This window comes from Paenibacillus sp. FSL R5-0914 (genome assembly GCF_038004525.1).
In the GTDB taxonomy this organism is placed as follows: domain Bacteria; phylum Bacillota; class Bacilli; order Paenibacillales; family Paenibacillaceae; genus Paenibacillus_AQ.
Genome location: NZ_JBBORH010000001.1, coordinates 1,011,187 through 1,024,069 on the forward strand (window position 1 = coordinate 1,011,187; position 12,883 = coordinate 1,024,069).

Annotated in this window: 10 protein-coding genes and 2 pseudogenes; 4 read left to right on the forward strand and 8 right to left on the reverse strand. The window is 44.1% G+C overall.

Annotated features, from left to right (window positions below):
• The first annotated feature begins 100 nt into the window (after positions 1 to 100).
• Positions 101 to 709: a hypothetical protein gene (locus MKX60_RS04375; protein WP_076285027.1), complete on the forward strand. Its 609-nt coding sequence runs from the start codon at positions 101 to 103 to the stop codon at positions 707 to 709.
• Between the two features lie 12 nt (positions 710 to 721).
• On the opposite strand, the gene MKX60_RS04380 is transcribed toward MKX60_RS04375, so the two are convergent.
• The 4 genes and pseudogenes from MKX60_RS04380 to MKX60_RS31645 all read right to left on the reverse strand — a co-directional run.
• Positions 722 to 2,146, reverse strand: a complete 1,425-nt coding sequence (locus tag MKX60_RS04380) for a HAMP domain-containing sensor histidine kinase (RefSeq protein WP_341059135.1) — start codon at positions 2,144 to 2,146, stop codon at positions 722 to 724.
• Positions 2,143 to 2,445: a winged helix-turn-helix domain-containing protein gene (locus MKX60_RS31635; RefSeq protein ID WP_410477466.1), complete on the reverse strand. Its 303-nt coding sequence runs from the start codon at positions 2,443 to 2,445 to the stop codon at positions 2,143 to 2,145. Before MKX60_RS31635 ends, MKX60_RS04380 begins: the two co-directional genes overlap by 4 nt.
• Before the next feature lie 29 nt (positions 2,446 to 2,474).
• A pseudogene (locus MKX60_RS31640) lies at positions 2,475 to 2,574 on the reverse strand (DNA-binding response regulator); the annotation flags it as partial.
• Positions 2,551 to 2,850, reverse strand: a pseudogene (locus MKX60_RS31645) (response regulator); the annotation flags it as partial. The pseudogenes MKX60_RS31640 and MKX60_RS31645, both read right to left, overlap by 24 nt.
• Positions 2,851 to 3,032: 182 nt before the next feature.
• Here MKX60_RS31645 and MKX60_RS04390 point away from each other — a divergent pair.
• The gene (locus MKX60_RS04390) at positions 3,033 to 4,235 is read left to right on the forward strand and encodes a macrolide family glycosyltransferase (protein ID WP_340973512.1); all 1,203 of its coding nucleotides are present in this window, start codon (positions 3,033 to 3,035) and stop codon (positions 4,233 to 4,235) included.
• Between the two features lie 55 nt (positions 4,236 to 4,290).
• On the opposite strand, the gene MKX60_RS04395 is transcribed toward MKX60_RS04390, so the two are convergent.
• Positions 4,291 to 5,049: an SDR family NAD(P)-dependent oxidoreductase gene (locus MKX60_RS04395; RefSeq protein ID WP_341059137.1), complete on the reverse strand. Its 759-nt coding sequence runs from the start codon at positions 5,047 to 5,049 to the stop codon at positions 4,291 to 4,293.
• 138 nt (positions 5,050 to 5,187) lie between these two features.
• On the opposite strand from MKX60_RS04395, the gene MKX60_RS04400 reads away from it, so the two are divergent.
• Positions 5,188 to 5,574: a MerR family transcriptional regulator gene (locus tag MKX60_RS04400; protein ID WP_076285022.1), complete on the forward strand. Its 387-nt coding sequence runs from the start codon at positions 5,188 to 5,190 to the stop codon at positions 5,572 to 5,574.
• A 103-nt stretch (positions 5,575 to 5,677) separates the two neighbouring features.
• Here the strand turns inward: MKX60_RS04400 and MKX60_RS04405 are convergent, their stop codons facing one another.
• From MKX60_RS04405 to MKX60_RS04415, 3 genes are read right to left on the reverse strand one after another with little or no spacing between them, the layout of a single operon-like run.
• Entirely contained in the window at positions 5,678 to 6,583 is a 906-nt protein-coding gene (locus MKX60_RS04405) for a DUF5643 domain-containing protein (protein ID WP_341059139.1), read from the reverse strand.
• 20 nt (positions 6,584 to 6,603) lie between these two features.
• Entirely contained in the window at positions 6,604 to 7,761 is a 1,158-nt protein-coding gene (locus tag MKX60_RS04410) for a DUF4179 domain-containing protein (RefSeq protein ID WP_341059140.1), read from the reverse strand.
• Positions 7,754 to 8,296 carry a sigma-70 family RNA polymerase sigma factor gene (locus tag MKX60_RS04415; protein WP_231573368.1) on the reverse strand — a complete coding sequence of 181 codons (543 nt, stop codon included), beginning with the start codon at positions 8,294 to 8,296 and terminating at the stop codon, positions 7,754 to 7,756. The genes MKX60_RS04410 and MKX60_RS04415 overlap by 8 nt, the downstream gene beginning before the upstream one ends.
• 262 nt (positions 8,297 to 8,558) lie before the next feature.
• Here MKX60_RS04415 and MKX60_RS04420 point away from each other — a divergent pair, with 262 nt between their 5' ends.
• Positions 8,559 to 12,707, forward strand: a complete 4,149-nt coding sequence (locus MKX60_RS04420; RefSeq protein WP_445670739.1) for a glycosyl hydrolase 53 family protein — start codon at positions 8,559 to 8,561, stop codon at positions 12,705 to 12,707.
• The last annotated feature ends 176 nt before the right edge of the window (positions 12,708 to 12,883 follow it).

Genomic DNA, 12,883 nt, shown 5'->3' on the forward strand with positions numbered 1-12,883 from the left:
CCGTGTATTTCCGCTTAAGGGAATGTCACGGGAGTCTTTTTATAACTAATGATATGATTGTCGTATGGGGTGGCTTTGAACGGGTGATAATTAATTAAACATGTCTAGTCAGAAAGGAACTGCTATGCAAGAAACTTCTAGAAACCATAGGTTCAATTATTTTTTTGAAATGATTCTCTACCTCATTTGCGGAGTATCAATTGTTTATTTTGGCCTGAATGGAAATGATGATAAAACATTTCAAGCGGCCCTTATCATTCTAGTCCTGTTACTCTTTAAGGGCTTAATCACAAGGACCAACAGCGAACTGCCTCCCGCACTTCAATTTTCGGTGCTGGTCTTTATCACAATCACGATGATGCTCGCCAATTTATTCAATTTGTATGGTGTCATCCCTTATTTAGATAAGATTGAACATCTGCTGTCTGGAATTATTTTATTCTTCGTAGGACGATTCATCTTGATCAAGATGGCTAAGCGTAAAGGGCTGGGCGGTCTGCCTTCCAACATCATCATTTGGTTCGCGTTCCTGTTTGCTGTTGCAATGGCTGGAATGTGGGAGATTTATGAGTTTACGGTGGATCATCTCTTTGAGCTTCATTCGCAAAATGGTAGTTTGACCGACACGATGATGGATATGATTTGCGGAACATTGGGCGCTCTCGTCGCCTCCTTCTATTTATTCGTAGAAGTACGCAGAAAAACGTAGCTTTGATCAACGTTAATTTTCATGTTCACTAGGAGACTTCTTAGGAATTCTAATCTGAAAAATGGTTTCCGTCACGGCTTCGTCCAGCAAACGCACGCTGCCATGGTGCAATTCCGCGATTTCCTTGACAATCGAGAGCCCGATGCCAAGTCCCTCGCCTTTTCTTCCACCGTCGGCGCGGTAGAAACGCTCGAAGATACGCTCGCGATCCTCTCGTGCGATCCCTTTACCCCGGTTTTTGACCGTGAGAACCACTTCCTCTTGTTCCTCCGTCAATCCAATTCCCAGATAGTGTCCTTCTTCACCGTAACGAACGGCATTGTCCAGCAAGTTGCGCAAAGCACGTTCGATCAGCGGTGCGTCGATCATAACCTCGATATCCGTATCTTGGATGTCTGCCTCCAACACGATGTTCTTATCGTCCAGGAATAAGAGGTAATCGGCTGCGATCTTTCGCATTAATTCCGACAGGTTATGCGGAGCAAGCTGAAGCCGAAGTAAATGCTCTTCTTGACGGGTAATGTCGAGTAACTGATCAAGCAGCTTATCCATGTAGCGAGAACGCTGCAGGATGATTTTGGCCCCGGACTGAAGCTCGTTCTCATTCTTGTACGCACCGGTACGGATCATCTCGGCATAACCCAAAATCATAGTTAACGGCGTTCGCAAATCGTGGGACAGGTCCGATAAGAGCAGTCTTCGCCGATGTTCTAACTGTTCAATTTGGGCAGACTGGCTCTGGATACGCATTGCCATTGAATTGTAGTGTTGGGTCAGCTGAGCGATCTCGTCCCTCGACGTATCTTCCAGCACGATGACATCGCTTCGGATTCCGACTTGGTTCAGCGCGTTGTTCAGTTTTGTAATGCGACGATCGGTGGAAGAGAAGAACCATAAGGAAAGGAGATAGGGAAGCAACAACGCCAGTAACAGAGGTAAAATAAATGTTAGTAAAGCTTTATACGTTCGGAGAAAAAAATATATTTGTCCAGATGTCATGTCTTCGCTGGATAAACTCAATAACATGTAATAGGATCGATGATCATGGGCAACGGAATAAGTAAGAGTGATCGGAGTATTTTCACCCCAAAGATTATTTGGCATATGGTCAACACGGTCGGCTAATTTGCGGAAGTCGTAGGAATTATTCTCGCCGGCGGAATCATACAGCGTCGAACCGTCCTCAGCCAGCCACTCTAGGCGGATCTTGGAATGCGGGCGTAGTACTTCTTCCAGAATGGGTTGAACCTCTGGTCCCGAGTAGGCGTCTTGCCGTTCTATAGCCGTGAGTGCTTCTTGTGCGATGGCGTTTAACGTCTTCAGATCATATCCCGGGGTCCAAGTCTTCCCGGTCATTAGGGTAATCGTAATAAACAAGACAATGCTTCCTGCGGCACTGGATAGCATCATCAGCCATAGCTTAGTTCGTCTCTTCATCGTCCGTCACCTGAGAGGCGGTAGCCGATGCCGCGAATGGTATGAAGATTAGATTGGGACCCGGGTGCGCTTTCAAGTATTTTTCGGATGCGGCTGATGAAGACGCTGAGGTTGTTGGCGTCATAGTTTTCATGCTGCCAGACTTGTTTGTAGATTTCTCCTTTTGTTAGTACGCGATCAGGATTGAGCATGAACACTTGCAGTAGATGGCATTCGACTGGAGTCAGTCCATGTTGTTGCCCATCATTATGTAGTACATAATTGTCGATATCCAGAATAAGTTTATTCAATTGAATCACATGGGGCCGGTTGGAGGTCTCAGGATGGTGCCTGCGGAAGTGGGCCTGTATCCGCGCCAGCAGCTCCATTGGACTGAAAGGCTTGGTCATGTAATCGTCGGCTCCCAGTCCAAGTGCGTCGATTCTGTCTTCCACTTCTCTTCTCGCACTAAGCGCAATGACCAGCGTTTCCGGACGATGTTCCCGCAAGTAGCGTAGAACTTCGAAACCGTTACCGTCGTCCATCATGATGTCCAGAACGATCAGTGAGAAAGGCTGCGCTTGTAGCTGTAAGATCGCCTGCCGCCCAGACTCCGCTTCGGCGATGTCCCATCCGGCGCGTTCCAGATGTAAGCGAATAAGCTCACGAATGTCGGGTTCATCATCGACGATCAGAATCCGGTCCATGTTTTCATCACTCTCCATTTTTTGTTAACTATGATTTCATTATTATAGCAAAATTAGGTAAAATTAGGATCGGAATATCGGATGGGGATTTTGATAAGTAGAAGTCGGTTCTTAGATAAACGTATAATGGGTACATTGAAAAGGAGAAAAGAGGGAGCTACATACATCGTAACTTAGGTCATAACTGAGGAGTGGTAGGCATGGCACGTGTCTTATTTATTAATGCTGGATCAGAGGGACATATCAATCCAACGATTGGCGTTGTACAGGAGCTCATTTCTCGTGGAGAAGAGGTAGTGTACTTCACTATAGAAGCTTTTCGGGAGCGTATGGAGGAGACAGGTGCTATAGTACGGACATTGGACGCTCAACAATTTATAAAAGCCTTTATTTCAGGTGGGAGAGATTATCTGCTTGAAAGAGTCAATGGGCTTTTACTTACGGCGGATATCGTTATACCAAGCGTTCTTGAACAGATTAAGGGGGAGCATTTCGATTACATCATCCATGATTCGATGTTTGGTTGTGGACGTTTACTGGCTCAAATTCTTAATCTTCCTGCAATCAACTCTTGTACTTCTTTTGCACAGACAAAGGAATCATTTGATCAAGTCATGGAACGATTCTACACAGAAGCCCCTGCAGAAATAGTAAAAGCTGTAGACGATAGATTTCAAAGTCTGACCATAAAAATAAAGGAACAATATGGTGTGCAGATTCACTCTCCTTACGAAGTGTTCTGTAATCCTGCACCACTTACAATCGTGTATACGACAAGGGAGTTTCAACCTTATGGAGAAGCCTTCGACCCATCGTATAAATTCGTTGGTCCTTCCATCTCTTCACGATTAACGCCAGATCATTTTGATTTTTCTGCAATTAAGGGAAAGGACCTAATTTACATTTCAATGGGTACGGTCTTCAACCAAGCAAGTGATTTCTATAAGCTTTGTTTTGAGGCATTCGGGAATACGGATTATACGATTGTTATGTCCATTGGGAACAAAGTGCAAATCTATGATTTGGGAGAAATTCCTCCCAACTTCATAGTTAAAAACTATGTTCCACAGACGGATATATTACAGTACACAAAAATATTCATTACACATGGTGGAATGAATAGTGCGCATGAGGGTCTCTACTATGGGGTTCCGCTAATTGTAATCCCACTAAGTGCGGATCAGCCGATCATTGCGGAGCAAGTCGTCAATATTGGAGCGGGCATTAAATTACAAATGCAAGGATTAACTGCAACTGAACTGCGTGAAGCTGTAGAGCGTGTGCTCACCCTTCCGTCATTCCAAAAAGCTGTTGCAACGACTAAAGATTCCTTTCGAACATCCGGTGGATCTCATCAAGCTGTTGATGAGATTTTCAAATGGAAGTGTCAATATCTTGGTTAGTGTGCATGGCCATCCGTTGAAGGATGGCCATATTTGTTTAACTTTCGAGACAAGCCTATCGCGTACTCTCCACATAATTAAAAATAGCATCTCTCAACTCAAACTCGTACGTCAAACCATTCACAAGTCCCACCACATGATTGCTGTCATACAGATCAAGCATGAATCCAGCCATTTCCTTCGCGGTATGGAATTTCCGCACAGCGCCGTGATATTCGAAATTCGTGATATCGAAAGCACGTTTCGCGAATTCTGTTTCTGTTGCGGCAGGTGCCAACACTTTAACCTGCATAGGTGCACCTTGACTCTTCAACTCATGAGATAGTCCTTCAGTAAATGCACTTACATAAAACTTGCTCGCACAGTACGTTATAGCATTGCCCACAATCGTATAACCGCCACCAGATGAAACGTTAATTAATTGCGTGCCTTCAATAGTGGAGTAGTCTCGAACGAATAAAGAGGAGAGTATAGTCAACGCTTCTATGTTCAGATGTAGCATTGTAGTTATTTTATTTAAATCTTGCTCGGCCACTGAAGCAAAGTTCCCAAATCCGGCATTGTTGATCCAGGTTTCGATGGAATATCCTTGTAGGCTTTCATACAATGTATAAGCATTCTCGATAACGGATAAGTCAATCGTTTGAATGACAACCTCTACATTAGGATGAATACCAGCGATTTTAGACTGTAATTCCTCTAGCTGTTCCTTTCTGCGGGCCATAAGGATTAAGTTTTTTCCACGAGAAGCAAAAGCTAGGGCAGTTTCATAACCTATCCCTGAACTAGCGCCGGTAATTACAGTGTACTTCATGTGAGTTCCTCCTATTTTTTCTACGAGAATGTAATTCGATCTTACAGCGATTTGATTATATAGGTTAGAGTTTACTCTAAGGCAAATGTTTTTTATAATCAGGGTGACTTTCAAAATAAAATAGATTAGAGGATTTGCATGTACACGATTAGCGAGGTATCCAAGTTATTGGAGATAACCACATATACACTGAGATATTATGAAAAAGAAGGGATCGTTGCTCCGTTACGCAATGCCAATGGAGAAAGGGTATATGATGATACTCATCTTGCTTGGCTGCGATTTGTACTGAGGTTGAAACAAACCCAAATGCCCATCTCACAAATCCGGCAATATGCCCAGTTATATTTAGAAGGAGAACATACAAGCCAAGCCCGCTTGAATCTTCTGGAAGATCATAGAAGCTCAGTTCAGGATCAAATCAGACATTTAACAGAGACAGAGAAGATGCTGAACGACAAAATTGCTAATTACAAGGTCTTCATTAGTAAAGGGAATACACTGGATTTGTCTATGGATGATTAGTTGTAAAATTACGCTTCATCCATGAAAAAGGGGATTACCTCAGGCCTCACGGCCAACAGGTAATCCCCTTTTCCTCATACATATGGATCTGTTGCAGCGTTTATTATTTCAGAGGAATTTTGATCTCTAGTTGCTTGTTGTAATTTTTAACTACATTACCTTTGGCATCTACTTTATAAGCCCCTGCAGTGCCTTTTTCAAACACCGCTTGATAAGGTCTGATAATGAGATATTCTGCGGCCGGGCGAAGCGCCTCGAACAATAAATCTTCAGAAACAGTGTTCTGGGTTGTTGCAACAGATTCCCTTGCAATATATTCTAATTCGTTTCCCAGATTATCATAAATATCATATCCTAAAGCCTGTGCTTGGGTAGCAACCCCTTTAACTGCTAAAGCAATGCGCACAGAGGTCTCTCCCACAGCAACACGATTAGTTTGAATTTCAAATTGGTTGTCTTTCTTTAAAGCTGGTAGCTGAATGTTACGCGCTACTCCTGCTTGCTTAAGAGAAAACTTTAGTACATACGGATCTTCGATTCCGTTAAGCTTCACATGGATGCTCAATTCAGAGGAAGCCAGGCTTGCCTTTTGCTGCTCAGTTAGCCATCCGGTCTGCAGTACAACAACCGCCTTGTTGGCGTCACCATCACTGATCCAGCGTGGTGATTTAAAATCAATTCCACCTGAATTAGTGAGCTTGGCGTCTACTGCCATAATGGTTCCTTCTGCAAGGTAAGGCTCACCTTTATCGTTCAAGGTTACCCCTGCGAGCATTCCTGAGAACAGGGATCCCTCACGGCTCAGATCGATCTTAATATAATTACCGTCAAACTGTGCACTGCCCTTTAAAGTAAGCTGATCGTGTGAATCGGCGACTTTTGTTGTATTCAGGGAAGCTTCAGCGGCGGTTTGAACACTGGCTGCTTGGGTTAAAGCCGGCATTCCCAACGCTCCAAGGCATACAGCAGCACTTAAAATTACAGACAATTTCGTTGTCATTTTCTTCATGATATCATTCTCCTTAGTGTTTATTTAACTAGCACGTTTATTTCCAGACCATCGATATAATGCTTCACATGATTTCCGGAGCTGTCTGTTTTGAATGCGCCACTCTTACTTTTTGGATCCTCGAACTCATAAAGATAGCCACGGATTGTGAGCATATTGGGATGTTTCTCGAACGGCTCTACAAGCAGATTCAGATCCTGTGATCTATTGGATGAAAGGAGTGCTTTTTGCGATATATTTTCCAATACCAGTCCCTGTTCATCCGTCACTTCAAAGCCCAATGTATTAAAATCTGCGTAATCCCCGTCAGTCTCTTGTTCAATGTTGAGTAACAGGCGCGTGGTTAATGGGCTATATTCCAGCTTTTGCAGCGTCAGACTCCATCCCTCTGCTTGTGCGCGCATATCAGGTACGACAATACTATTTTCTGTAACCTTACGTGCAGGAATCTCCAGAATGTATGGTGTATCTATACCGTTTAAAAGAAGGGTTACAGTCAGTTCAAATTGATCAGGGAAAGGCTTGGTGATCCCCAAATTCGAAGAATCCACCAGTTGAAAAATAGCTGTACTCTGCTCCTTGCCTTCCATCCAGGTTAGAAAAGGAACAGCTTCCCAATGACCATCTGAGAATTCCTCCATTGAAACCCCATCGATCAAAACTTCTGCGGACATTATTGAACCTTTGCCTAGAAAAGGCTTCCCATCCGCTCCAATCGTCACGCCGGTGAGCTTCCCGTCCAGCCCTTCTCCCTCGCGCTTCACTGAGAATGCCAATCGGTTGCCATCAAATACAGCCTCTTCGGCAGACAAGGTGATTCCATCATGCGTATCACTGCTATTCGGTCGGGTAATCAGACCCAGACGCTGAGCAGCTTGCAATCCTATATCATCTGCCCGTTCAAAAATTCCGCCTATCCATGGAAGCTGCTTGAGCGCATTGGCCAACGTTGGCGGATAGACGGCCGTTAGCATAACACTTAGCACTATCGCTGCAGATACAGCAGCTGCGATTTTTGGATATATCCGTTTTTTCTTTTCCTTTTCCACAGGATCCTGAACAATTGTGGCGAGTGATGCATAAATCGAATCCTGCCGCGACCGCAGTAAAGGTGGAAGCTCCTGTATATTAGCCTTTCCTAGCTCCCTGATCTGCTTTTCTAAATTGTTATTATTCATTAGCAAGACCCTCCTCCCGCACAGGATGTATCTGTTTGGACAACAATCTCCGTGCGCGATGAAGTCGTGCCCTGACCGCTCCTTCGGAGATGTCGAGCACATCTGCAATCTGCTTAATGGATAAATCGTCATAATAAAAAAGCACGATAGCAAGCCGCAGGGATTCGTCCAACTGATTAATGAAGCTTTGCAGGTCTACGTTGCCTGAATCTTCAAAATGCACATAGGAATCGACCGGTTCTTCGGGAATTTCCGCCACAGCTATAGTTCGCTCTCGCATACGAAGTAACTGATTGCATTCATTAATCAGGATGCGTATAACCCAGGTTTTAAAAAACTTAGGCTGCTTAAGGTTGGCCAACCCTTTATACACCTTCAGTGTCGTCTCCTGAAGAGCATCCGCGCAATCTTCATCTTTTAGCAGAATGGTTTTGGCTAATCTGTACAACTGGGATTCCAGTTGCCTAAAAAGACGGGTAAACGCCTCGTGGTCACCTTTCTGCGCTTTTTTGATATCCAGTTCGTTTTCCAGCAAATGATTTTTCCTCCTTGAGGGCCCTCTGTATGATTAGATGGAGAAGGCATACAAAAAGTTATATTTGGATAAAAAAATCTGAAATCTATTTAATATCATCTATTCCAGAATAATGGAAAACGAAGATTAAAGCCTATAAAGCTTGCTTAAGCATACAAAATGTTATCTTTTCATCCGTTACTAAATATTTTAACTATTGGTATATTGATTTGTAAGTGCTTACATAGCTTAGGATGCACACATATGCATCTGAAAATTTAGAATGGAAGGTGATCAGAACGTGAGAGTTAATCAAAAGGGTATCTCTGCATTTTTAGCAGTGTTATTGCTGCTAAGTTCATTCTCATTCAACATGAGGAGTGCTTTGGCTGCAGATTCGAACAGTTCTTTAATAGTAAATGGCGGTTTCGAGGACAATTTCTGGGAAGATGGATCATGGAGTGTCGATACGTCAGATTGGAATCAAGTAGAAATTAAGCATTTTGCATATGCCGATGATACTTGGCTAAATCCAGATGAAGGAGCTCATGCTTTCAAATATTGGATTAACAAAGTCGCTACTGGAAACCAGACCATCTCGCTTAAGCAGACTATAACGAACCTCCCTGCGGGAAGTTATGAGCTCTCAGTCAAGTCGATGGGCGGTACTGACAATGAGACGGGGAATGTTGAATTGTTTGCGGGTGACGAGAAGGCATCCGCTGTTGCTACCACTGGCTATAATGCTTGGGGAACGCTCATCCTGAAATTTATCTTGAAGCAGGATACCCCGAGTCTTGAGGTTGGTGCGAACATAAGCGGCGCTCCAAGCGCATATGGATTTCTGGACAGCTTTGAGTTGAAACAGTTGAGTACGGATACGACCCAGCCGGTGCCGGCGGATATTTTTGTAAAGAAGGTGGAAGGACTCCAGCTTGATTTTATTAAAGGCGTGGATATCTCCAGTATTATTTCTTTAGAGAATAGCGGAGTCGAGTTTTACAATGAAAACGGAGAAGTGCAGGATATTTTTACAACCGTACATGAAGCCGGGGTTAATTACGTTCGGGTACGGATATGGAATGATCCTTTTGATACAGCTGGAAAAGGTTATGGTGGTGGCAATAATGATCTGGCCACCGCGATTGAAATTGGGAAAAGGGCGACCGCAAACGGCATGAAGCTGCTAGTGGATTTTCATTATTCCGACTTTTGGGCCGATCCGGCCAAGCAGCATACGCCTAAGGCATGGGCCAATCTGAGTTTCGAAGATAAGAAGACCGCACTTTACGAATATACCAAAGTAAGCCTGCAAGCTCTGCTTGATGCAGGTATTGATATTGGCATGGTTCAGGTAGGCAATGAAACGAATGGACAATTCGTTGGTGAATCTAATTGGACGAAGATGAGCCAATTGTTCAATGAGGGAAGCAAAGCCATTCGTGAGATCGATCCTAATATTCTGGTTGCTCTGCATTTTACAAATCCGGAGTCGGCAGGCAGATATGCCACTATAGCGAAGAATTTGCAAGATAACAATGTAGACTATGATGTGTTTGCAAGTTCTTATTATCCATTCTGGCACGGTACATTAAGCAATTTGACATCCGTGTTGAAGCAAGTCGCTGATACTTATGGGAAAAAAGTAATGGTAGCTGAAACCTCTTACGCGTATACCGCAGAAGACGGGGATGGACATGGAAATACAGCGCCGCAAAGCTCAGGTCAAACTTTAAACTACCCTATCAGCGTTCAAGGTCAGGCTAACTCAGTTAGAGACGTGATCGAAGCGGTTGCGAATGTGGGTAACGCGGGAATTGGCGTGTTTTATTGGGAGCCTGCTTGGCTTCCGGTAGGTCCGAAAGACAATCTGGAGCAGAATAAGTTGATGTGGGAACAGTACGGTTCCGGTTGGGCATCCAGCTATGCGAAGGAATATGACCCTGATGATGCAGGGGAATGGTATGGCGGAAGTGCCGTTGATAACCAGGCTTTGTTTGATTTTAACGGACATCCGCTTGCCTCGCTGAATGTGTTCAAATATGTGAATACAGGCGCATTGGCCCCTATTGCTGTAGATGAAATTAAGGATGTTTCGATAACGGCGATTGCTGGGGAGCCAATCCATCTGCCAACAGACGTAAGTGTTACTTACAATGATGGAAGTTCCGGCAAGATGTCAGTGGTTTGGGATCAAGTTGCGCTTGAGCAAGCCATTAGCAAGGGCGCGGGCAGCTATGTGATCGGTGGAACGGTGGAAGGCGGTCAGGTGGTAAAGGCTCTTCTGGTTATTAAAAAAGAGAACTTTATCGTCAACGCAGGCTTTGAAAATAGCGATAGAAGCATGTGGAAAATCACCTATGCTGACGTTAATGCTCCACATACAGACTACCAAAATAAAGTTACAGATGCCAAAACAGGCAACTATTCACTACATTTCTACTCTGCGAAAGCAGTGGATTTTAGAGTAGAGCAGACTATTTCTGGTCTGAAGCCGGGATATTATAATCTTTCGATGTTTATTCAAGGGGGAGATGCTGCCAACCCCAATATGAATCTGTTTGCTGTAACGGATGGTAAGGAAGTAAAAGTAAACACCGGTGTGAAAGGATGGGCACAGTGGAATAATCCTGAGATCCAGGATATTCTCGTTACCGATGGAACCCTTACAATCGGAGCTAATATCAAAGCAGACGGCGGCGCATGGGGATCGATTGATGATTTCTATCTAAGCTTTGTCAAAGGTATTGAGGAACCTGCTATTGTTGATACGGATGCAGAAGTACAAAATATCACTTCTATGACAGCTACGGTTGGAGGAAATATCACTTCGGACGGTGGCGCTAAGGTTACAGAGCGAGGAATCGTATATTCTACTAGTGCCAATCCGACAATTGAGGATGGTAAAGTTATAGCTGAATCAGGTGGAACAGGTGCCTTTTCAGTAAGTCTTGCAGGACTTCAATCTGGATCTATCTATCATGTACGTGCCTATGCAGTGAATGCAACCGGAGTAAGCTATGGACAAGAGATTACGTTTACAACATTAAGTTCTAGTGCAAGCTTGAATAGCTTGAATTTGAGCGGCATAACATTGGATCAAACAGTGAGCGGAAGTGTATACGACTATACAGCGAGTGTACCGTATTCTTTATCTAACTTCACAGTGACGGCAACGGCCAGCGATGCTGTTTATGGTACCTTGACAGTGAGTATGTACAATAGTGCCAATACACTTGTGGCCGGTCCGATAAGTTTGGCAAGTGGGGCAACAAGCATAGAGCTTCCCCTTGAAATAGGTAGTAACCGATTGGAGTTATTCGTAATTGCCCAAGATGGCACAGGTACGAGATACACAGCAACAATAACGAGAGCTGCGCAAGATAACGGTTCTGATGGTAATGGAAACGGTGGTAATGATGGTGGTAGTACCTCTAATGTCGTACTTCCGGTTATCTCCTCCAATGGGAAACTGACGCTTCCTGCAGGTCAAGCGGGTGAAGTCAGATTGGATAATGGGCTTGTGATTTCAATTCCAGCTAATGCTTCAGGCAAGCAGTTGGTATTAACGATTGAGAAAGTGCTCGATTCGCAGAATCTTCTCAGCAATCATGAGATTTTCGTAAGCCCGATCTATGAAGTTCTAAAAAACTTCGCGGAGAACTTTAGTAAACCAGTCACGCTAACCTTTGTGTTCGATTCAGGACAAGTGAAGAGCGGCCAAACTGTAGCGATCTTTTATTATGATGAAGTGAAGAAGAGCTGGGTGAAAGTTAATGACGGCAAAATAGATGGAAATCGCATTGCTGCAGATGTGGATCACTTTACGAAGTTTGCTGTACTCGTAGTGGATCAAGCGACTGGATTACCGGTAACCAATGTATCTACTGAACCGACGACAGAGGTTCAATTTAGCGATATCTCGGGACATTGGGCACAGGCTAATATTAAGAAAGCGGTGAGCGAAGGGATCGTCAAGGGTTATGCCGACGGAACGTTCAAACCGAATGGTGCGGTGACACGCGCTGAATTTGCGGTGATGCTGATGAATGCGCTGAAGCCAACTGGAAACGGTGTGGAATTGGGCTTCACAGATACAATCCCTGCTTGGGCTGAGAAGTCCATTGCACAAGCCTTAGAGGCGAAGATTATACGCGGCTATGAGGATGTTACCTTCCGTCCGGCAGCGAGCATAACACGTTCGGAGCTAGCAGTTATGATCGCTAGAGCAGCAGGGGTAGATTTAACAACGGCGGCATCAACAGGCTTTGCTGATGATAGCCAAATTCCTGCATGGGCAAAGGATGCGGTTGCAGCCGTGAAGAAATCAGGCATTGTGAGCGGACGTAACGGCAATGTATTTGCACCAAATGAGACCGCAACAAGAGCAGAGGCAGTAACCATCATTATGAATCTGCTGCAAACTAAATAGTAAACCTACTGTAGTAAGAAAAAAGACCGTCCTTAGGACGGTCTTTTTGTCTATTCTCTATGTGCGCCCAAGCTTGGCATTCAAAAAAAGAAGAGCCAGCAGAGTCTGCTGGTTCTTCTTACTTATATAAATAATTTGCATGCAAAGAAAGATCGTGATATTATAAAATAATCACT